General features: G+C 37.5%; 23 protein-coding genes. 6 read left to right on the plus strand and 17 right to left on the minus strand.

The window, feature by feature from the left end:
* Positions 1–69: 69 nt before the first annotated feature.
* Positions 70–1,068 (minus strand): helix-turn-helix transcriptional regulator, encoded by a 999-nt coding sequence (locus GTK57_RS12080; RefSeq protein WP_152874534.1) that lies wholly within the window; start codon positions 1,066–1,068, stop codon positions 70–72.
* A gap of 285 nt (positions 1,069–1,353) precedes the next feature.
* On the opposite strand from GTK57_RS12080, the gene GTK57_RS12085 reads away from it, so the two are divergent.
* The 5 genes from GTK57_RS12085 to GTK57_RS12105 all read left to right on the plus strand — a co-directional run bounded on the left by GTK57_RS12085 (position 1,354) and on the right by GTK57_RS12105 (position 5,484).
* The gene (locus tag GTK57_RS12085) at positions 1,354–2,838 is read left to right on the plus strand and encodes a circularly permuted type 2 ATP-grasp protein (protein WP_378226906.1); all 1,485 of its coding nucleotides are present in this window, start codon (positions 1,354–1,356) and stop codon (positions 2,836–2,838) included.
* 24 nt (positions 2,839–2,862) lie between these two features.
* Positions 2,863–3,465 (plus strand): alpha-E domain-containing protein, encoded by a 603-nt coding sequence (locus GTK57_RS12090; RefSeq protein WP_152874536.1) that lies wholly within the window; start codon positions 2,863–2,865, stop codon positions 3,463–3,465.
* A complete protein-coding gene (locus tag GTK57_RS12095) occupies positions 3,462–4,241 on the plus strand; it encodes a transglutaminase family protein (RefSeq protein WP_152874537.1) in 780 nt (259 codons plus the stop codon). Before GTK57_RS12090 ends, GTK57_RS12095 begins: the two co-directional genes overlap by 4 nt.
* Positions 4,242–4,260: 19 nt before the next feature.
* The gene (locus tag GTK57_RS12100) at positions 4,261–4,995 is read left to right on the plus strand and encodes a proteasome-type protease (RefSeq protein ID WP_152874538.1); all 735 of its coding nucleotides are present in this window, start codon (positions 4,261–4,263) and stop codon (positions 4,993–4,995) included.
* A gap of 78 nt (positions 4,996–5,073) precedes the next feature.
* Complete coding sequence (locus GTK57_RS12105) at positions 5,074–5,484, plus strand: BLUF domain-containing protein (RefSeq protein ID WP_152874539.1); 411 nt, start codon at positions 5,074–5,076, stop codon at positions 5,482–5,484.
* A gap of 99 nt (positions 5,485–5,583) precedes the next feature.
* Here GTK57_RS12105 and alr read toward each other — a convergent pair whose 3' ends face one another.
* The 13 genes from alr to ppsA form a co-directional block, all read right to left on the minus strand.
* Positions 5,584–6,657: an alanine racemase gene (gene alr / locus GTK57_RS12110; protein WP_163123844.1), complete on the minus strand. Its 1,074-nt coding sequence runs from the start codon at positions 6,655–6,657 to the stop codon at positions 5,584–5,586.
* A 248-nt stretch (positions 6,658–6,905) separates the two neighbouring features.
* A complete protein-coding gene (locus tag GTK57_RS12115; protein ID WP_152874541.1) occupies positions 6,906–7,250 on the minus strand; it encodes a hypothetical protein in 345 nt (114 codons plus the stop codon).
* Positions 7,251–7,367: 117 nt separating this feature from the next.
* Positions 7,368–8,813 carry a replicative DNA helicase gene (dnaB, locus tag GTK57_RS12120; protein WP_152874542.1) on the minus strand — a complete coding sequence of 482 codons (1,446 nt, stop codon included), beginning with the start codon at positions 8,811–8,813 and terminating at the stop codon, positions 7,368–7,370.
* 227 nt (positions 8,814–9,040) lie between these two features.
* Positions 9,041–9,487: a 50S ribosomal protein L9 gene (rplI, locus tag GTK57_RS12125; protein ID WP_163123847.1), complete on the minus strand. Its 447-nt coding sequence runs from the start codon at positions 9,485–9,487 to the stop codon at positions 9,041–9,043.
* A gap of 9 nt (positions 9,488–9,496) precedes the next feature.
* The gene (gene rpsR, locus GTK57_RS12130; protein WP_152874543.1) at positions 9,497–9,724 is read right to left on the minus strand and encodes a 30S ribosomal protein S18; all 228 of its coding nucleotides are present in this window, start codon (positions 9,722–9,724) and stop codon (positions 9,497–9,499) included.
* A gap of 12 nt (positions 9,725–9,736) precedes the next feature.
* Positions 9,737–10,126, minus strand: coding sequence for a 30S ribosomal protein S6 (gene rpsF, locus GTK57_RS12135; protein ID WP_152874544.1), 390 nt, complete (start codon positions 10,124–10,126; stop codon positions 9,737–9,739).
* A 260-nt stretch (positions 10,127–10,386) separates the two neighbouring features.
* Complete coding sequence (cyoE, locus tag GTK57_RS12140) at positions 10,387–11,265, minus strand: heme o synthase (protein ID WP_152874545.1); 879 nt, start codon at positions 11,263–11,265, stop codon at positions 10,387–10,389.
* Between the two features lie 10 nt (positions 11,266–11,275).
* Positions 11,276–11,605: a cytochrome o ubiquinol oxidase subunit IV gene (cyoD, locus tag GTK57_RS12145; RefSeq protein WP_171522171.1), complete on the minus strand. Its 330-nt coding sequence runs from the start codon at positions 11,603–11,605 to the stop codon at positions 11,276–11,278.
* Positions 11,602–12,222 (minus strand): cytochrome o ubiquinol oxidase subunit III, encoded by a 621-nt coding sequence (gene cyoC / locus GTK57_RS12150; protein WP_152874547.1) that lies wholly within the window; start codon positions 12,220–12,222, stop codon positions 11,602–11,604. Before cyoC ends, cyoD begins: the two co-directional genes overlap by 4 nt.
* A 4-nt stretch (positions 12,223–12,226) precedes the next feature.
* On the minus strand, positions 12,227–14,215 hold the full coding sequence (gene cyoB, locus GTK57_RS12155) for a cytochrome o ubiquinol oxidase subunit I (RefSeq protein WP_163123850.1): 1,989 nt from the start codon (positions 14,213–14,215) through the stop codon (positions 12,227–12,229).
* Positions 14,216–14,218: 3 nt separating this feature from the next.
* Positions 14,219–15,259, minus strand: coding sequence for a ubiquinol oxidase subunit II (gene cyoA / locus GTK57_RS12160; RefSeq protein ID WP_163123853.1), 1,041 nt, complete (start codon positions 15,257–15,259; stop codon positions 14,219–14,221).
* 308 nt (positions 15,260–15,567) lie between these two features.
* Positions 15,568–16,353 (minus strand): RDD family protein, encoded by a 786-nt coding sequence (locus GTK57_RS12165; protein WP_152874550.1) that lies wholly within the window; start codon positions 16,351–16,353, stop codon positions 15,568–15,570.
* A 78-nt stretch (positions 16,354–16,431) separates the two neighbouring features.
* Positions 16,432–18,813 (minus strand): phosphoenolpyruvate synthase, encoded by a 2,382-nt coding sequence (gene ppsA, locus GTK57_RS12170; protein ID WP_152874551.1) that lies wholly within the window; start codon positions 18,811–18,813, stop codon positions 16,432–16,434.
* A gap of 153 nt (positions 18,814–18,966) precedes the next feature.
* Between ppsA and ppsR the strand changes: the two genes are divergently transcribed.
* On the plus strand, positions 18,967–19,803 hold the full coding sequence (gene ppsR / locus GTK57_RS12175) for a posphoenolpyruvate synthetase regulatory kinase/phosphorylase PpsR (RefSeq protein ID WP_152874552.1): 837 nt from the start codon (positions 18,967–18,969) through the stop codon (positions 19,801–19,803).
* A gap of 114 nt (positions 19,804–19,917) precedes the next feature.
* Here ppsR and GTK57_RS12180 read toward each other — a convergent pair whose 3' ends face one another.
* From GTK57_RS12180 to GTK57_RS12190, 3 genes are all read right to left on the minus strand, one after another.
* Positions 19,918–20,490: an NAD(P)/FAD-dependent oxidoreductase gene (locus GTK57_RS12180; RefSeq protein WP_152874553.1), complete on the minus strand. Its 573-nt coding sequence runs from the start codon at positions 20,488–20,490 to the stop codon at positions 19,918–19,920.
* 150 nt (positions 20,491–20,640) lie between these two features.
* The gene (locus GTK57_RS12185; RefSeq protein ID WP_152874554.1) at positions 20,641–21,642 is read right to left on the minus strand and encodes an LLM class flavin-dependent oxidoreductase; all 1,002 of its coding nucleotides are present in this window, start codon (positions 21,640–21,642) and stop codon (positions 20,641–20,643) included.
* A gap of 166 nt (positions 21,643–21,808) precedes the next feature.
* Positions 21,809–22,306: a hypothetical protein gene (locus GTK57_RS12190; protein WP_152874555.1), complete on the minus strand. Its 498-nt coding sequence runs from the start codon at positions 22,304–22,306 to the stop codon at positions 21,809–21,811.
* Between the last annotated feature and the right edge of the window lie 161 nt (positions 22,307–22,467).

The raw sequence follows: 22,467 nt of genomic DNA on the forward strand, positions 1-22,467 counted from the left end.
ACCAACAGCGCAAAGAACGATAACAATATAAATATAAAACTATAAAAGCCCCTTGAAAGGGGCTTTTTTTTAATCTTCGATTTCATGAACTGCGTTATAAACATCTATAGGTTGAATATCTTGAATACGACTACCAAAACTACGCAACCACCAAACCAATTGAGATGTAAAAGGAACTGAAGCCTGAACTTGAACAAGACCATTGCCTAAATCTTCTAAAACCTGATCTTTACTGAGTTGGCTTTCTTCAAAATATGCAGCATTTACATCTGTCATTATTAGTTTTAACTCAATGAGATCTGTGGGCTTAGAATAATCGACACGGAAGCCTAATGCACCAGATTCAATATATTTATCTATATCAAAATCAACAGGATGCAATGCACGAGAATTTAGCACTTTTGCTGTCTTGAAACGGTGCAACGCAAAAGTTTGAATATCGGTTTTGTCTAAACGAGTGCATATTAAATAAATAACCGCACCTTTTTGAACCAATGCTAAAGGATTGAGAACATAAGTTTTTTCTTCTGCACCGACAGTACGCGCATGATAAACACATTCAAGCTGCTTATCTTGTAATAAGCCTTCATAAATGGCTTGCTGAGAACCCCGTTCAACCAATGGTGGAATAAGTGGTTGGTTTGCAGGAACAATACGAACACGATTAATCCATTGGCGTACATTGTTTTGTGTTGAAAGGCTACGACGTGCGAGGTCAAACCAAGGATTCATTTCTTCAACTAAACTAGGCGGAAGTAAATGCTTTAAATGCTCTTCAACCATCATAAATGTCACCGCTTGTGAGCTGGTCATATGCGGTAAACTTTGAATAGGTGCATCTGCTCGCCAACGCCAACCTTGTGGCACAGTGCCGTTATTTTCAATAGGAAAGCGTTGCGATATTTGGTTCAAGTCACGTTGGATAGTACGCAAACTAATATCAATGCCTTCGCGTTGCAAAATTTCTTGTAGCTCACGCGTACCCATCCATTTTCCTGTAGATAAGCGTGAAAGAATTTGCCATTGGCGATATAAGGTATTCGATGTTTCTTTTTCTTGTGCTTGCATAATAGATCAAAGTACGATGAATTGAGAAAAAAGTATTGCTTGAATACAGGACACAATAAGAAAACTACTTACTTTTAGCAAGTAAATTTAACAAAATCCTATTCAATCAATTTTTACTCTAAATTTGCAATTTCCTTAAAAACTAAATAAGTTTTATTCAATATGAAAAATAATTGGCATTTAAATTGCTTACACATAATTACATAAAATTACAATGAAGAGGTTTGTATGCTTAAAGAAGATCATGCTGTTACTACAGTTTTAGATGATGTAGCTACAAATCAAATGAATGTTGGGTCTACGTTAGATTCAAGTACTAGAAAAAATACGCATGGCTTATTTGAACAAATTAAAAAGCAATTTTTCAATGAATTGTTTGATGATAAAACGATGTCGGGAAATGCTGGTGAGAAAATAGAAAACTGGCTATCTCAACATAGTCTTACAGATTTGCAGTCATTAAATGATGCTGCAAAATCACATTTTTTATATGAAGGTATTACATTTTCGGTATATGGAGAGCAAGATGGTTCAGAGAGAACCATTCCATTTGATGTGATTCCAAGAATTATTGCTAAAAAACAATGGAATACAATTGCTTTAGGTTGCTCGCAACGGGTTCGTGCACTTAATTTATTTTTACATGATATTTATCATCAACAAGAAATTCTAAAAGCAGGAATTGTTCCTGAGCTTCAAGTGCTTACACATGAGGCATATCAACCACATATGTATGCACATGACTTAAAAGGGAAAATATATAGTCAAATTAGTGGTATTGATATTATTCGAGACAAAGTAGGTGACTTTTATGTGCTTGAGGATAATTTAAGAACACCATCAGGCGTGTCTTATATGCTAGAAGGGCGAAAAATTAGTCAAAAGCTGATGCCTGAGTTGTGTAAGCAAAACAATATTTCAGCCATAGAGCAATATCCGCAATTACTCAGAGAGATTCTTGCGGAAAATGCTTATGTCGATCGCCCGATGATAGTGGTGTTGACTCCGGGTAGATATAACAGTGCTTATTATGAACACGCATTTTTAGCACGAGAAATGGATGTGCCATTGGTGACATCAAAAGACTTATTTGTTGAAAATGATAAGGTTTATGTCAAAACTGTTCGTGGTCGTCAGCAAGTTCATGTGATTTATCGCCGTTTGGATGATGCTTTTATCGATCCGCTTTGCTTTAAGCCTGATAGTACGCTCGGTGTTCCGGGATTAATGTCTGCGTATTTGCAAAACAATGTGGTGATTGCAAATGCACCGGGAACAGGTGTAGCAGATGATAAATCTATTTATCCTTATGTCGATAAAATGATTCATTTTTATTTGGGCGAAGAACCTGTTCTTAAAAATGTACCAACGTATCAATGCCGTGAACAACAAGATTTAGATTATGTTTTGGAAAATCTTGAAAAATTAGTGGTAAAAGAAGCGCAAGGTTCGGGTGGTTACGGCATGTTGATTGGACCGCATGCCTGTGAAAAAGAATTGGCTATTTTTAGAGATAAACTCATAGCAACGCCGCATTTATATATTGCACAGCCTACGTTAGAACTTTCTGTATCTCCAACTTTAACTGAAAAAGGTATTGCGGAACGCCATATTGATTTACGTCCATTTGTGTTGAGTTCTCCGTATAGGACTGAAATTGTTCCAGGTGGCTTAACACGTGTCGCAATGGAAGAAGGTTCTTTGGTGGTGAACTCATCTCAAGGTGGCGGTATTAAAGACACATGGGTTGTCGATTCTTTACATTCATAAGTTTGCGATACTGAGGAGATAAGAATGATTTTATTAAATTCTAGTGCAGAATATATTTTTTGGTTGGGACGTTATATTTCACGTATTCAATATTTGTGTCATCAATTTCCATTTAAAGAAGATGCTGAAGCAGCAGAATATGCAAAAGCTTTTTGTTTACCTGCATTTGATGCAATGTCTTTAAATGAACTTGTTTTAAACGAAAGTCATGCTGTTTCATTTAAACAGCAGTTTCTTTACGCAAAAGATAATATTCACGAATTACGTGGTGTGCTTACAGCGTATGGCTATGCAGAATTAAATCAGCTGATTAAAACGGCAAGTGAAAATCCGGGATACATTTGTGATGTGGTGGGTGAGTGTTTAGATGTTTTAGAAGCTGAGTCACATGATGTATTTCTATTTTTTAAATTAGGGCAAAGCATCGAGCAAATTGATAGGCAAATACGTTTAAATCAAAATTTAAGTGCAGCTTTACAGGCGTTAAGCATTGTCGTTAAATTGCTGGAAGAACTAGGTTGGGATTCATTAGCAGATACTTGGAGAGACTTACAAAACTCTTCAAGTTCGGAAAATTTTTATCGGTTCAGTGATCAAGTTCATCAAATGTTCGAGGTGAATGCATGAGACTCATGGTAAATCATCAAACGCATTATAGTTATAGTGAAGAAGCGTCGAATAGTATTCAATATATTAAAATGATGCCATTTAATAATAGCCATCAGAACGTGAAATCTTGGGATATTAGTGTTCCTGGTGAAATGCAAATGAAGCGAGATGCTTTTAATAATATTTGGATTACAAGTTCACAGCGTTTTGCATATCAGCAAATGACCATTATGGCACAAGGAATCGTAGAGCTAAATTTAACATCTGAAAATGGTTTAGATGATCAGATGAATCCTTATTTGTTCATGCAACCGACGCCAAGTACTCTATGTAATCCTGAAATGAAAGAATTTGCACACCGTTATGTGCCTGTTGTAAGCCGTGAAAATTTGATGCATTTGGCTGCTGCAATTCTTGAAAGAATTCCTTATATCTCTTATACGACGAATGTAAATACGACTGCAGTAGATGCTTTTGAGCATCAACAAGGTGTTTGCCAAGATCATAGTCATGTTTTTATTGCAATGTGTAAGTCTTTAGGGCTTGCTGCACGTTATGTATCTGGCTATTTATTTGTACCAAATACTTCTCACCTAGCGAGTCATGCATGGGCAGAAGTTTTTTTAAATGATTTATGGTATTGTTTCGACATTAGTAATCAATTATTTACACCTAGTTCACATATTTATGTTGCTGTTGGGCGTGATTATTGGGATGTTGCTCCTGTTCGTGGAATGCGCGAAAAGGGCGGGCTAGAAACAATGCATTCTATTGTGCAAGTTTTAGCATGTTAAAAATAAAAAAGAGGATGTTATGACTTATTGTTGTGCGCTACGTTTAAAAGATGGATTGGTTTTTATCAGCGATACGCGTACAAATGCGGGTGTAGATCATATTTCTGTTTTTCGAAAACTATATATCTTTGGTATAGAGGGAAAACGCTTTTTCACCATTCAAACTTCAGGTAATTTGGCAACAACGCAAGCGGTGATTGGTTATTTAAAAAATCAGTTAACATTAAATCAAGAGCCTAATTTATATAGCGTAAATACGATGTTTGAAGTGGCTGAATTGGTCGGTCACACACTTAGAAAAGTCATTGCAGATGTGACAGCCGATACGTTAGAGCAAAGTAATTATTATTGTAGTTTACTTGTGGGTGGGCAAATAGGCGAAGAACCTATGCAACTTTATAACATTTATCCGCAAGGTAACTTCATTAGCGCAACCAAAGACACGCCATTTTTCCAAATTGGAGAAAGTAAATATGGTAAGCCAATTTTAGATCGTGCACTTAGTTATGATATGCCAATAGATGAAGCTTTACGATGCGCTCTTATTTCATTTGATTCAACGCTCAGATCAAATGTATCTGTTGGAATGCCGCTTGATGTTTTGGTTTATAAAAAAGATAGCTTAAACCTTCCAGAAGGTAAGCGAATTAATGAATCAGATGAATATTTTGAAAAAATTAGCAAGCAATGGTCTGAAACATTGAAAAAGGGGTTACAAGATTTGCCTAAGCCAACCCATGATTATTTCGATTAATTTCTGTATTTTTTGTTAAAGTAATGACGTTGGTTAGATAAAGTATTGTAATTTTTTACAATAATAAGAGGAGCATAAATGTACCAATTATGTTATGCCAGTTGTGCAACATCGGATGGTGAAAAATTATTAGAAGATCTTAGGAATACATTGAAAGAAGCGCGTGATTTTAATGTTAGACATCAAATTACAGGTGTTCTTTATTTTGCAGACGGTTATTTTTTTCAATGTTTGGAAGGGGATAAGGCTGATTTAGATGTTTTATGTGAAATGATTAAAAAGGATAATCGCCATAAAGGCTTTACACTTTTTGAATATAAGCCGATTGAAAAGCAGCATTTTGTAGATTGGTCTATGAAATACGTGAAAAGAAATAGTGTGATTCAGCAATATATGCGTGATCATGGCTTTGAGTTATTTAGACCAAAATTATTACAACTAAATCAGGTCGATGAATTGGTTTTATTATTAGCAGATATAAAAGATTAGAGAAAGCATTGTTGGATCTTTTTTTATAAATTAAAACCTGTTTTATGAAAAACTGTATTAGACAGATAAAAGCCCAAGATCACTTGGGCTTTTATGTATTTAGATTTTTTTTCGAATAGGGCGATGACTTAATCGGCATAATAATTCATAGCCAATGGTACCATTCGCTTCAGCAACATCATCAACTAAGCGATTTTTGCCCCAAAGTTCGACTTCTGTACCAATGGGTGCATTTATGCCTGTCACATCAATTGCAATCATATCCATTGCAACACGACCAATAACAGCTACTTTCCGCCCATTGATTGCAACATGGTTTTGTTTTGGAAAAGCACGTGGGTAACCATCTCCATAACCAATAGATACAATAGCCAGCTCAGTTTCTTTTTCTGCAATAAAGGTAGAACCATAACCTACAGATTCACCAGCTTGAATGGTATTTAAAGCAATAATTTCAGCAGTGAAAGTCATGACAGGTTTAATATCTAAATCATGTGCAGTTTTATCGGCAAAAGGGCTTGCACCATATAACATGATTCCAGGACGAACAAAGTCAAAATTAAGTTCAGGCCATTTGAAAATAGCTGCGGAATTACAGCAAGATGCCATAATAGGTTCACAGGCTTCTTTTACTCGTAAAAATTGTGATTTTTGTTGTTCATTTAATGGGTGGTTTTCTGCATCGGCATTTGCAAAGTGCATAGCTAAAACACAGGTAAATCCTTCGGCTTTTAGCGTATGAATGACACTTATAATGTCGTCGACTTTAAAACCTAAGCGGTTCATGCCGCTATTGAGTTTTACCCAAACTTTTAAATTTTTAGCAATATAAGCATCTTTATGTGTAAGCAACCAATCAAGTTGTTGTTGGTGGTGAACAATCAACTCAATATTCTGATCTATCACAATTTGCATTTCTTCTGCAGAAAAAATACCTTCAATAAGTGTAATGGGCTGTTGGTAGCCTAATTCACGTATTTCAATGGCTTCTGCTAAACAAGCGACACCAAAAGCATCTGTATTTGCTAAGGCTGCTAAACAGTCTTTAACGCCATGTCCATAAGCATTGGCTTTGACCATGCTGACAATTTTAGCGGTTGGGGAAAGTTGTTTAACGCGGTTTAAATTATATTGCAGTGCTTCACTATCAATATAAACAGTTGCTTGGCGCACCCGAAGAACTCCTTTAAATAGGAAAAAGGTAAGTGAAATTTTATTCAATGACCAATGCGGAATAAAACATGCTGAATTTGGTATCACTTGATGAGGTGATGTAAATTACAGTGAGAATCTTAGGCATTTCATACAATTGAAATTAAATAAACAATCGTTATAAATGCAATTGTTATTGTATGCCTATATCTAATATTTTTGAATATTTAGTCATTATTGTTGTGTATTTTTTCTAAATGGTTAAAAAGTTATTTGGGTGGTAAGCGTACGGAAAAATCTACTTCTCCATTTGTATCTGGACGTAAACTAATATAGTAGGTTTTACTATTATTACATGCACTTACAGTCCAATACTCAATGACTTCTTTAATTTGTCCTTCTGGTGTTTGGTCAATTTTGAAAATTTGAGTTTGAATTGAATCAATTTTTCTACAGCTTGATCCAAACCAAGTTGTTAAAGTTTTTGAAATTACTTTTTTAATGTCTTGTTTAAGAATTTGGTCAGAAGCACTTTCACCAGTAAAGTTTGAGTTTGCCATACTTGTACTGTTGAAATTAAGAAGAATAAAGATGGAAAATAAAAACTTATTCATAATATTAGCTCTTCGTTATAGTTTTAGGATGAATAGAAAATCAATTGAATTGGTGAGCTATTCATCCTAAGTTATTTTGAGACCTAATAATATATACAATAATGACAGATGAAAAACTTATTCCTCATCATCGTATTGCGAATAGAACTCAGGAGATAAGTTACTAAAACGCGTATATTGACCTTCGAAAGCAAGGCGAACAGTACCAATAGGGCCATTACGTTGCTTACCGATAATAATTTCGGCAGTACCTGCTTCTTTTGATTCTTTGTTATAAACCTCATCACGGTAAATAAACATAATCAAATCGGCATCCTGCTCGATTGCACCAGATTCACGTAAATCGGACATTACAGGGCGTTTATTTGGTCGATTCTCTAGCGCACGGTTAAGCTGTGAAAGAGCAATAACAGGGCATTGCATTTCTTTAGCGAGTGCTTTTAGGCTTCGGGAAATTTCCGAAATCTCACCAACACGGTTATCGCCCATACCTGGTACTTTCATCAATTGAAGATAATCGACCATGATGCATCCCAACTTACCGCCATGCTGCTTGGCAATACGACGAGCACGAGAGCGTAATTCTGTTGGTGGTAATGCTGATGAGTCATCGATATACAGATTTTTTTCTTGTAAATGGACGATGGTACTGGTTACTTTAGACCATTCATCGCTATCCATTTTACCTGCGCGTAAATGTCCCTGATGCACACGTCCAAATGAAGAAATTAAACGCATTGCAATTGAATCTGCGGGCATCTCCATTGAGTAAACAAGAGCTGGTAAGTTGTTGTTAAATAATACACTTTCAACTAAGTTCATCGCAAAAGTAGTTTTACCCATAGATGGACGAGCAGCAACAATAATTAAATCACCTGCTTGCATACCAGATGTTTTATTATCGAGTTCAACGAAACCAGTTGTTAAACCTGTAATGCTACCTTCTTGTTGCGATAATTCATTTAGCTTATCGAAAACATCTGCAACAATGGTATTAATTGCTTTAGGGCCGACATTTTTCTTATTGTTATTATGTTGCTCTGCAATTTGGAAAATATTAGTTTCTGCAAGATCTAAAATTTCACTAACATTTCGACCTTTTGTATCATATGCATTTTGTAGAATTTCAGAACTGACTTTAATCATGTTTCTTAAAGTTGCAAATTCTTTAATTTTGGTTGCGTAGGTTTCAATGTTATAGAAGCTTGATGGGGAGTCTGCCATCAACTGCATTAAATATTCTTCACCGCCAGCTGCATCTAATAGGTTCTGCTTAATGAGCCAATCATTCACCAAAACAGCATCGTAAGGTGAGTTTTCTTTGGTTAAAGTATCAATTGCTCTAAAAATATATTTATGGCGCGTTGCATAAAAATCAGACTCTTGTATTACATCACCGACTTGTTCAAAAGACTCGGCAACCGTCATTAATGCGGCAAGTACTGCTTGTTCAATTGCCAAATTATGTGGTGGCGTACGAAACTCTTTAAGTTGACTATTTTCATTGCTCAAAGTGTTTGTTTTCGCTGAATTTTGCTTAGCAGTGGCATTCGCCTGTGACATATAAATCCCTGATTTTTTAAAACAGTATATGCAGAATTATTAATGTTTGAATAATCATTAAATTATCAATATTGAATTTAAATCATACGTGTTCTACATAAAAAATGCGAATTGAATTTCAGTTTTTTAGCAGTTGTAAATAACGTGAAATATAAAAAATAATAGAGAAGGGTATTTAAAAGATAAAAAAAGAGCATGCGAAAGCATGCTCTTTTTTTTGCAAGAAATTACTCAGATACGATAGTAACGAGAACTTCAGCAGTAACATCATGATGCAATTGGATTGCGATGTTAAATTCGCCAGTGTGACGAAGTGCACCGTTCGGTAAACGAACTTCTGCACGGTCAACAACAAGACCAGCGTTTGTTAAAGCGTCAGCAATATCACGAGTACCGATAGAACCGAATAGTTTACCTTCATCACCAGCTTTCGCAGTGATAACGATGTTAACTTCGTCTAATTGGTCAGCACGTGCTTGAGCAGCAGCTAAAACTTCAGCTTCAGCTTTTTCAAGATCTGCACGACGAGCTTCAAAAGCAGCAGTATTCGACTCAGTCGCTGCTACTGCTTGACCTTGAGGGATAAGGTAGTTGCGGCCGTAACCAGCTTTAACTGAAACTTTATCGCCTAATTTACCAAGGTTTTTAATGCGTTGTAATAAGATAATATCCACAGCTCAACCTCACTTATGATTGTCAGTGTAAGGGATCAAAGACAAGTAGCGAGCTTGTTTAATAGCAAGCGCTAATTGACGTTGGTAACGAGCTTTAGTACCTGTAATACGGCTAGGAACAATTTTGCCGTTTTCAGTAATGTACTGTTTTAATGTATCGATATCTTTGTAGTCGATATACACAACTTTTTCTGCTGTAAAGCGGCAGAACTTGCGACGACGGTAAAAACGTGCCATTGAATGTTCTCCTTAAGCTTCAGCAGAGTCTTGATTAACTTGTTGTGCTTCTTCACGTTGAGCTTTACGCGCACGTTTTTCTTCAGCACTCTTAGCCAATAATGACTCTTCAGTAATTGCGTTTTCACGACGGATGATAAGGTTACGAAGGATCGCGTCATTATAACGGAACAATTCTTCAAGCTCATCAAGAGTCGTTTGACCACACTCAACATTCATAAGAATGTAGTGAGCTTTATGGATCTTGTTAATTGGGTAAGCCAATTGACGACGGCCCCAATCTTCTAGACGGTGAATTTGACCTTCAGCTTCTTTGATGTGAGTTAGGTAACGTTCTACCATACCCACTACTTGATCGCTTTGATCAGGGTGTACTAAAAGTACGATTTCGTAGTGACGCATTGTCAGCTCCTTACGGATTATGCAGCCTATAACTAAAGTTAAAGGCAAGGAGTCACAACCAAAGTTGTGTCGCTAAATTGCGAAGCGTAATTTTAGTGCTTTTAGCTAGAAAATACAAGAGATGAAGGCAATAAACTAATAAATAGGATTTGGAGATAAAAGGTGGAAAGAAATAGCCAAATTTAAGTATTAATTTTAATTTTAATTTTAATTGTTGAATGGAAAAATACCCTATTAAAAGATAGAGAGGGCTCTATCTTTTAAAAAAGTACGATATTTGTTGTTGGGGCAATGGAGCTAAAACTGAAGCAAATACTAACAACAGTAATTAAAATAACCGAAAATAGGAAAAAACGTTTTGCCCATAGTTGATCATTTTGTGTTCTAAAGCCAATAACAGCAATATACAACCAATAAATGCAAAGCGCATTTAAGATTACAAGGTATATCCAATTTGCATAACCAAATACAAATAGAAGATTCATTGTAATGGTGAATAAAACAACATAAATCAAAGATTCGATTTTGGTGCGTAATATTGTGCGTGCTACAGGTAAAATTGGAACACCTGCATTTTTGTAGTCATCAAAGCGATAAATTGCAATTCCCCAAGAATGAGGCATTTGCCAAAGCGCATAAGCAATAAAGAGTATTAAAGCACCTAAGTCAAATTGAGCTACAACAGCCGTGTAACCAATAACAGGAGGGCTTGCGCCTGAAATACTTCCAATAACTGTTTGATGAATTGTGGTTCTTTTTGTCCAAAGACTATAAAAGAACACATAAACTACAAAACCAATAACAGCAAATAAAAAGGCATAACCATTAATAGCAAACCATAAGATACTAAAACCAATAAGACCTAAAACAAATGCATATACCAATGCGACAGGAACAGAAATGGTTTTTTGAACAAGTGCACGATTTTTTGTGCGTTGCATTTTTTGGTCAATGTCTTGATCAATGACGTTATTGATCACACAGCCAGAGGCAACAACAAGTGTTGTACCAATGAGGGTGGTGAGTAGGAGAAGGAAATCTACAGAACCTTGGGCGGCTAAGAAGAAGCCGCCCAAAGTGGTAACAAAGTTACCAAAGAGAATTCCTGGTTTAGTCAGGAATAAATACTTTTTCAGCATGACAATCAGTTTAGATCATCATGTTGAGGTGTAAGTAGTTCATGATCCACACAGAACCAATCAATAACACAGCAATACAAAGAATTGTATAAACAAAAGCAATTACGTTCCAACGTTGCTCAGAAGATGAGTTCATGTGCAAGAAGTAAACTAATTGAATAAGTACCTGTGCAATTGCTGTAATTGCAATAACCGCAACCAATAAACCACGGCTAAAACCACCAGCCATTACCATACCAAAAGGAATTAAGGTTAGGATAACTGAAAGGATGAAGCCAATTGTGTATTGTTTAGCGTTACCGTGTGCAGCACCAGCAGCGTTATGTTCGTGACTCATTATAGTACTCCTAATAAGTAAACTACGCTGAATACACAAATCCAAACGATATCAAGGAAATGCCAGAATAAGCTTAGGCAAGCAAGACGACGCGTGTTTGGAAGAGTCAAACCATTTTTCTTGATTTGAACCATCAACACGATCATCCACACTAAACCTGAAGTTACGTGGATACCATGCGTACCTACCAGCGTAAAGAACGCAGATAAGAAAGCAGAAGTGCTTGGACCATGACCAGCGTGAACTAAATGATGAAATTCATAAAGTTCCATACCGATAAACGATGCACCAAATACCCAAGTTACAGCTAACCAAGTTAATACTTGAGTAACATTCTTTTTGTATGCAGCAAGAACCGCAAAACCAAATGTTACTGAAGAGATTAAAAGAGCGAAAGTTTCAGTTAAAACGAAACTTAAAGAATCGCCAAATAAATCTTTTGCACTTGGAGTGCCAACAGGGATATGGCTACTTAAAACAGCGAATGCAATGAAGAGTGTACCGAAAAGGATCAAGTCACTCATCAAGTATGTCCAAAAACCAAAGACAGTGATGTCAGTATCATCGTGGTGATGATGCTCATCGTGTCCATGGTTTTCGTGATGAAGTACGTCAGCCATTGTCTTAGTCCTTCTTCAAATGTTTTTCAAGAATCGCATAGCGTTCGTTTTCAATACGCTCAACTTCGGCAGCAGGTACGTAGTAATCAACTTTCTTCGTGAATGAAGAAACGATGAAACTAATAATTGCAGCAACGAAAGAAACAACCGCTAACCACCAAATGTGCCAAATTAAAGCAAAGCCCATAGTTGTGATGATTAGACCAATAACGATACCAGCGGCACGGTTAGTAGGCATGTGGATGTCTTCGTATTGAGTTGGTTTAACGTATGCAACACCGTTTTCTTTGTCAGTCCAGAAAGTATCAATACCATTGATTTTTGGAAGATGAGCAAAGTTATAGAACGGAGCAGGTGAAGAAGTAGACCATTCAGGTGTACGACCATCCCAAGCATCGCCTGTGTAATCGATACGTTGATTGCGTTGTAAGAAACCAACAACAATTTGCATAACGAAGCACAGAATACCAATCAAGATTAGTACTGAACCAAATAAAGCGATTGCTAAGTACGGATCCCATTCTGGGTTGTCATATGTATTCAAACGACGAGTCATACCCATGAAACCAAGGATATAAAGCGGCATGAATGCAAAGTAGAAACCGAAGAACCAGAACCAGAAAGATGCTTTACCCCAAGTTTCATTTAATCTCCAACCAAACATTTTTGGCCAGTAGAAAATGATACCCGCAAACATTGCGAATACTACACCACCAATAATTACGTTATGGAAGTGAGCGATAAGGAATAAAGAGTTGTGTACAAGGAAGTCCGCAGGCGGAACAGCCATTAATACACCAGTTAAACCACCGATACCAAAAGTCACAAGGAAGCCAAGTGTCCAAAGCATTGGTGTTGTATAGGTAATACGACCCTTATACATTGTGAATAACCAAGAGAAGATTTTCACACCTGTAGGAATCGCAATAACCATGGTCATGATACCGAAGAACGCGTTAACGTTGGCACCAGCACCCATCGTAAAGAAGTGGTGAACCCATACCACGAACGCAAGTACTGTGATCGCGATTGTTGCATACACCATAGATTTGTAGCCGAATAACGTTTTACGAGAGAACGTTGAAACAACTTCAGAGTAAATACCAAAAGCAGGTAATACTAAGATATAAACTTCTGGGTGACCCCAAGTCCAAATCAAGTTCACGTACAACATTGGGCTACCGCCTAAGTCGTTAGTGAAGAAGTGGAAATCGAAGTAACGGTCAAGCGTTAACATTGCAATCGTTGCAGTTAACACAGGGAATGATGCAATGATTAACACAGCAGTACATAAAGATGTCCACGTGAAAATCGGCATATCCATAAGACCCATGCCAGGCGCACGCATTTTGATAATGGTAACGAAGAAGTTAACACCAGTTAACAATGTACCAAGACCAGAAACCTGCAATGCCCAGATGTAGTAGTCCATACCTACGCCAGGAGAATATTGAATGCCTGAAAGTGGAGGGTAAGCCATCCAACCAGTCGCAGCAAATTCACCTAGAACAAGAGAAGCCATCATCAAACCAGCAGCACCAGCGAATAACCAGAAGCTTAAAGAGTTTAATAATGGGAATGCAACGTCACGAGCACCAATTTGAAGTGGTACTGAGATGTTCATTAAACCAACTACAAGACCCATTGCTACGAAGAAGATCATAATTACGCCATGGGCTGTAAAGATTTGATCGTAATGCTCAGGGTGTAAGTAACCTTCACCGCCACCACGAGCGAGGAACAGTTGAAGGCGCATCATAATCGCATCAGCAAAGCCACGAAGTAGCATGATGATAGATACGAGAAGATACATGATACCAATTTTTTTATGGTCTACAGATGTGAACCATTCGTTCCACAAATAAGTCCATTTTTTGAAATAAGTAATACCACCAATTACAGCAATACCACCTAGAACCATGAATGCAATCGTCACCAACACGATCGGATCGTGAGGGATTGCATCAGGACCTAACTTACCTAATAAGCTCATGTGTTATTCCCCTTGAGAAGCAGTTGCATGTGCTTCAGAAGCTGAATGATCAGCGCCATGATAGTTTGACATGTAAGTATTGATTACAGATTCAAACAAACCTTGCTCTACAGAAGAATAGTAAGTCACAGGATGTGGCTTAGTCGGGTAAGGACCTTCTGCTTTAGCAGTCGCAGCAAGTTTCTTCTCTAGATCAGTAGTTGCATTGGCATCCATCACTTCAATTTGGTGCGCAGAGCGGTTACCGTCACGTAAAGTTGCAAATTCAGTTTTGTCTAAAACAGTTTTTTGAACCGCTTCTGGATTTACTGAAGTGCCTTTACCTGCTTTAACAGCTGCTACCCATTCAGCAAATTGAGCATCAGTCACAGAGTGAGCGCGGAAACGCATTTGTGAGAAGCCATAGCCTGAATAGTTAGAAGAGAAACCGCGGAAGCCTTCGGCTGGGCTAGTTTCATTTGCTAACAAGTGAAGATGAGTTTGCATACCCGCCATAGCATAAATTTGACCGCCTAACGATGGGATGAAGAAAGAGTTCATCGTGAAGTTAGAAGTTAAACGAAGGTTTACAGGTGTTTTTTCCGGGAAACGAAGTTCGTTAACAGTCGCAATTTGTTGCTCTGGGTAGATGAAGATCCATTTGAATTGTTCAGCAATAACCTGAACAGTTACTGGAGCTTTATCAGATTCAAGAGGCTTGTAAGGGTCATATTTATGTGAACCAACCCAAGTTAGAACCGCTAGAATACCAATAATAATCACGGGGATACCCCATACTACAATTTCAATTGCAGTTGAGTGTGCCCATGTCGGTTTGTAGTCTGCATCTTTATTTGACGCGCGATATTTCCAACCAAACCATAAAGCCATAACAATTGATGGAATTACCACCAAAAGCATTAGCCAAATCGCAGTCATCATCAAGCCACTTTGACCTGCTGCTACTGGACCTTTTGAGTTTAGAAGTACTAGATCACCACCGCAACCTGTTAAGAGTGCGGCCATCATTGATAAAGACAATACAGCTAAAGTCGTTTGTCTCATTTTACAACCTCGGTGAAGAGTCCCATTCCCTAAATTAAATATGGGATAGCGATTAAAGTGCCGTATAACTGAGCGCTTTGATGTTTGATAAAAACATGAAATAGCTTCTAATCATTAGACACCGCTACGTTGTAGGGCATTATGCCTTATATCTAAGAACTAAGCTATATGTAAAGATGCTTTAAATGACTGTAATAAAAACCAATTTTGTTGGTCGGGATTGATTATTTTTATAAAAATTTATTCGTAATATCAATGAAGTGTGTAGTAACAAGGACATGTTTATGCCCTTGTGTATTTTAGGTAATTTATTGCTTAGTGACTTTAGTTTTTGCTAGTTTATCGTGCAAAGTTTGACGTTTTTTGCCAAAACTAAATGCCCAGTCGATAATGGAAAATAAGGGGAATAAATAAATTGTAGGTAAAACAAACAAAACACTGCGTAATGTGAAGCTACGCATTAATGGAACTTTAGCGTTGGTATTTGCATCTACAATTTGAATTTTAGCTAAACGTTTGCCCATGCTTTGTCCATGCTTTGCAAGCATCACCGCTTGAATTGCAAGCATAATTAAGATGTAAAGCCCTACAGCAATCCAAGCTTCTTGTGGAATAAGGTGAAATAATTCTGACTGAACTTGAAGCGCTTGCTCTGAAGTTGTTGCTGTCTGCATTTTTTGTTGTATTGAAGCAAGATCTGTAATTTGATTTTGATTCAAGAAAAATGATGGAATAATTGCAGCAGGAATCCAAAGTAGAATATCTAAAACTTTTGCAAAAGCACGTGAACCCAGAGATGCAAGTTCAGGTTCTACTTTACTATGAGAACGGTTGTTCTGAATGCTTGGATTAAACGTTGTTTGCGTTTGTTGATTTGGTGTTTGTGCAGATGTAGAAAGTGAAGGTGTTATATAACCTGCAGGTTCGTATATGAGTTTTCCTTGTGTAAGTTCACCTAAAGCTTTCCATTCCACCATGCCTTGGTGCCAAGCTAAATCTGTAAGTAGGATTTGTTGGCTTGCAAGCATTTGGTTAACTTGCTCAATTGTATATGGACCAGCTTGTTGATTATTTCGCGCCAAGTAAATCTGCATAAATTTTAAATCTCGAAAAACGAACAAAGAGTATAAATGAAAAAAGACCCTAATTAGGGTCTTTTTTAACACAGTTTCTTATGCTTGTTGAGACTTTTCTTCTTCAGCTAAGAAGAACCAAGTTTCTAATACTGAGTCTGGATTTAAAGATACAGATTCAATACCTTGTTCCATGAGCCATTTTGCAAGATCAGGATGATCAGAAGGACCTTGACCACAAATACCCACGTATTTACCTGCTTTACGACATGCTTGAATTGCCATTGAAAGAAGTACTTTCACAGCAGCATCACGCTCATCAAATAGGTGAGACACAATACCTGAGTCACGATCTAGACCAAGTGTTAACTGAGTTAAGTCATTTGAACCGATAGAGAAACCATCGAAATGTTCAAGGAATTGTTCAGCCAATAATGCGTTTGTTGGAAGCTCACACATCATGATCACTTTAAGACCATTTTCACCACGTTTTAAACCGTTAAGTGCTAACAATTCAATAACACGTTTCGCTTCTGCAACTGTACGTACGAAAGGAATCATGATTTGGATGTTTGTAAGACCCATTTCATCGCGTGCTTTTTTCAATGCACGACATTCAAGTTCGAAGCAGTCACGGAAATTGTCAGAAACGTAGCGACTTGCACCACGGAAACCAAGCATTGGGTTTTCTTCTTCTGGCTCGTATAACTTACCACCAATTAAGTTTGCGTATTCGTTTGACTTAAAGTCAGACATACGAACAATAACAGGTTTGTCTGCAAACGCAGCGGCAAGTGTTGAAATACCTTCTACTAATTTCTCTACATAGAAATCGATAGGAGAAGAGTAACCTGCAGTACGAGCCATTACAGCAGCACGTGTTTCACGCGGTAAGCTTTCAATATTCAATAATGCTTTAGGATGCACACCAATCATACGGTTGATGATGAATTCTAAACGTGCAAGACCAATACCTTCGTTAGGAATAGTTGCGAAATCGAATGCGCGGTCAGGGTTACCTACGTTCATCATTACTTTGAACGGAAGTTTAGGCATAGATTCGATAGAGTTGCGTTGAATTTCGAAATCTAACGCACCTTCGTAAATAAAGCCTGTATCACCTTCGGCACAAGAAACCGTAACTTCTTGACCATCGGTTAGAATTTCAGTTGCATTGCCACAACCTACAATTGCAGGAACGCCAAGTTCACGCGCAATAATTGCAGCGTGACAAGTACGACCACCACGGTTTGTAATAATCGCAGCAGCGCGTTTCATTACTGGTTCCCAATCTGGATCTGTCATGTCAGATACAAGCACGTCACCGTCTTGTACTTTATCCATTTCCTTGATTGAGCTCACAATGCGAACTTTACCAGAACCAATGCGTTGACCAATTGAACGACCTTCACAAACAACAGTACCTTTTTGTTTCAGTAGGTAGCGTTCCATTGTGCCGACATTTTCACGGCTTTTTACAGTTTCAGGACGTGCTTGAACGATATAGATTTCACCATCATCGCCATCTTTAGCCCATTCGATGTCCATTGGAGAACCGTAATGTTTTTCGATGATGAGCGCTTGTTTAGCAAGTTCTTGTAATTCGTGATCGTTTAACGCAAATTGTTGACGTTCTGCTTTTTCAACATCTACGATAGACACTGATTTACCCGCAGAAGCATCTTCGCTGTAAATCATTTTTTGATGTTTAGAACCCAAGTTACGACGCAAGATAGAATGTTTACCTGCGTTTAGTAATGGTTTAGATAGATAGAATTCGTCAGGGTTTACTGCACCTTGAACGACCATTTCACCCAAACCATAAGATGCTGTAATGAAAACAACATCACGGAAGCCAGATTCAGTATCGAGTGTGAACATAACGCCCGCAGCGCCAGTTTCAGAGCGAACCATGCGTTGGATACCCGCAGACAACGCAACAACGTCATGTGCGAAGTTTTGGTGTACACGGTAAGAAATAGCACGGTCGTTATATAACGATGCAAATACTTCTTTAATTGCAACAAGTACGTTGTCGATGCCGCGAATGTTCAAGAATGTTTCTTGTTGACCCGCAAATGAAGCATCAGGTAAGTCTTCTGCAGTCGCAGATGAACGAACGGCAACCGCGATGTCTGGGTTGCCGTTTGAAAGCGCTTCAAATGCAGTACGAACTTCTTTTTCAAGATCAGCAGTCAGTGGAGTGTCGACAATCCATTGACGAATTTTTGCGCCAGTTTCAGCAAGAGCGACAACATCATCTACATTGAGTGCTGCTAGCTCTGCATTGATTTTAGCGTTTAGGCCACTTTGCTCGAGAAATTCACGATAAGCTTGAGCGGTTGTTGCAAAACCACCAGGGACAGATACACCAGCATTAGAAAGATGGCTGATCATTTCGCCTAGAGATGAGTTTTTCCCACCTACAAGCTCAACATCATGTTTCCCTAATTTTTCTAGACCAATTACGCGCGCTTCCAAAGTTGTTACTCCACTTTTGCAGTATTTATCACTATCTTGGCATGAAATTATAACAAATTACTTAGTAATTTTATTGAACTAAGTTACAGTCATGTAAGATGGCTTACTATAAAGATTTAATGACACTAAGACAAATGTTTCGGGAGAATTTTAATGTCAGAAGCTAAACAAATTAAGCGCAGTGTTTTCTTTGTTTCAGATGGTACTGCAATTACCGCTGAAACCCTTGGCCACTCGCTATTAGCGCAGTTTCCACATGTTAATTTTGACATTCATATTATTCCCTATATTAGCTCTGAAGAGGCTGCGACTAATGTCGTAGCAGAAATTAATGCAAGAGCAAAATTGGATGGGCAAAAGCCTTTGGTATTTGATACTTTGGTCGACCCCTATGTTCGTGACATTATTAATACTGCAAAAGCAGTAAATCTTGATGTATTTGAAGGGCTTATTAGTAAATTGTCTGAAGAGTTAGGTACTGCGCCTACAACTTTAGTCGGACAAACCCATGCGGTGACAGATTCTGAGTCTTATAAGTCACGTATTGATGCGGTTCATTTCGCTTTAGATAACGATGATGGGGCAAGAACACGTCATTACGACAAGGCAGATTTGATCTTAATTGGGGTGTCTCGTTCGGGTAAAACGCCAACATCTATTTACTTGTCATTACAATTTGGTATTCGTGTTGCAAACTATCCTTTGACTGAAGAAGACTTAGATGACAACCGTTTGCCTGCTGTTTTAAAAGAACATAAGCATAAATTATTTGGTCTAATGATTGACGCAGATCGTTTAGTAGCAATACGTTCAGAGCGTAAAGCAAATAGTCGTTATGCAAGTTTTAGTCAATGTCAGATGGAGCTTCGTGCAATTGAAGGTATTTATATTTCAGAAGGAATTAAGCACTTAAATGTCTCTGAAATGTCGATTGAAGAAATTTCTACACGTGTACTTCAGATGACGGGACTAAAACGTCGTATTAGCTAAAACATAAGTTTTTATATTTAAAAAAGAGTCAAAATGTGGCTCTTTTTTTTATTAAAAATAATGAATAGGTAATCATAAAAAAATATAAATAAAAGATTGTAAGTGATTAAAAAACTAGCATTTTTGTGTGAATGTCGTGATGATGATATCGGGAAAATAAGCCAATCTATCAATACTATGGATGGCAGAGGTTGAAACTTTTTGAATTGGCCAAGCATTTAAGCTGCAATTTTCACGCTGTAATGCTGCGTAATAACTATCCGATTTAAGAATGTTTTTGGGTAAATTTGCACTATTGGGTGTAAGTAAGCGTCTTAACCATGGGTCAATTACTTGAGACTCTAAAAAACGTAAAGACAAAAGGGCTTTAATTCTATTGCTAAATAAACGACGATTTTTAATCAGTAAAGGATGACTAATTAAGCGATGCAAGCCTTTATCTGTTTTAGGTAAAATATATTGTGGCGAAATTTGAAAAACTTTAATGTTTTTTGCAGCTAAGCAAATATTCTCTAAGTGCATCACAATAAATTGGTCTGTGCCAATAATTGCAACATTTAAATGTTCAAAGTTATGTTGTGTAATGACATCGGACGATATTATTTTTCCTTGAAATTCTGAGTAATCTTCCTTTAAGTTTTGAAAAGATGCGAATATTTCCCGTTGACTTTTAATGGCCATGATCATTCCCCAAGGATTTTTATTTTTTGAAATTTTAATTTTGAACAATATTTATACAGTTATTTTCTTTAATCGCAAATCACTTTTTTATTGTTATAAAGAAAATAAAAAACAAAGACCTATGGGTTTCCATAAGCCTTGTAGGGGAATCAATGATTATTGGTTTTTTAGATGAATAAGATGATCAAAATTTTCTAATCTTTTATCTGTGTCATAAATATCACAAGTAAAGATAAACTCATCAACATCGAATTGGCAAAGTAGCTTTTCTAAACCATTTTTAACGGTTTGTTGATCGCCAATTTGTGCCATTGCATAAAAATTATTAACCGCCATTTTATCTGCAGAAGACCATAATTCATCCATGCTTTTTACTGGGGCTTTGAGTTTCAAGCTCTGACCGCGCATGAGTCCAAGTACGCGTTGATACGCACTAGTCGCTAAATATTGAGCTTCTTCATTGCTATTTGCGACTACAGTTGGAACGCCCATAGAAACATAAGGTCGATCTAGATATTCAGAAGGTTGAAAGTTCTCACGATAAAGCTGAATCGCTTGACCTAACATGCGTGGAGCAAAATGTGAGGCAAATGAATAGGGAAGTCCTAAACGTGCAGCAAGTTGCGCGCTGAATAAGCTTGATCCTAAAAGCCAAACGGGGACATGTGTACTTTGACCTGGCGTGGCTACAATTTTTTGATTGGGTTGAGGATCTGCAAAATAGCTGAGAATTTCTAAAACATCTTGCGGAAATTGTTCTTCAGTTTCTTGGCGACCGCGTCTTAAAGCGCGCATGGTCACTTGATCTGTACCAGGTGCACGACCTAAACCAAGTTCAACACGGTTCGGATATAAAGTTGCTAGCGTACCAAACTGTTCTGCAACCACGAGTGGTGCATGATTTGGTAACATAATTCCGCCAGATCCGACTTTTAAGGTCTTGGTGTTGGCAAGAATATAACCCAATAAAACCGCAGTTGCTGAACTCGCAATACCATCCATATTGTGATGTTCTGCTAACCATAAACGGTCATAACCTAACTTTTCAGCATGTTGAGCAAGTTCTAAAGAATGTTGTAAAGAAAATTGCACAGATTGATCGTCGCGAACGGGGGCGAGTTCAAGAATAGAAAATTTAGTCTCTTGCAATGAACGCATGATGTATTCCGAAATTAAAAACTATTTTCATCATACGACTTGATTTTAAGTTTGTATATCGAAAAAAAACGATATATTGTTTATGCATCGGTAAAATATGTATATAAAAAGCATCCGAAGATGCTTTTTTAGATGAATAGCTAATTTGTACTAGATTCTGAAATAATTAGCGTTTGCCGTTTTTATACCAACCATTATGTCGTCCATTGTCATTACGGTGACCACGGTTGTTGTAGCGGTAATCATTATTTCGATAGTTGTTGTTGCGACGGTCGTATCGATCATCATAACGTCGATCTTCACTTACTTTTTTGCCTAAGACTGATCCGCCTGCGGAACCTGCTGCTGCACCAATGTATCCGCCATTACTTCCACCCATGCTATTACCTACGGTATATCCGCCAGCACCGCCTAAAGCGCCACCAATGATTGCACCATTACGGTCGCGTTTGCTTGAAGATGCTGCAGCACCTGCGCCACCACCAATAGCTGAACCAATCATTGCACCTGTTTGTCCACCCATTTTATTACCAATGGCTGCACCCACTAAACCGCCTAAACCAGAAGTCACAGCAACACGAGTACTATCACTTGCTTGTGCTGTAGTCATTGTTATTGCAGATGCTGTAATGATGCTAGCAATTAATATAGATTGAATTTTCATTTTTTAGCCCTAGCAAGGTATCTGTTGTTTATTGCATCTAATGTAGTTAAAGAGTGAGAATAAACGATGGAGAAAAAGCTCATTGCTTTGTTTCGATTGGTAAAAAATAAATGATATTTCCTCTATATTTCTTCATGATTATTCAGTGTTTATTAAGCAAA

It is taken from the genome of Acinetobacter portensis (assembly GCF_010646905.1).
GTDB classification, from domain to species: Bacteria; Pseudomonadota; Gammaproteobacteria; order Pseudomonadales; family Moraxellaceae; genus Acinetobacter; species Acinetobacter portensis.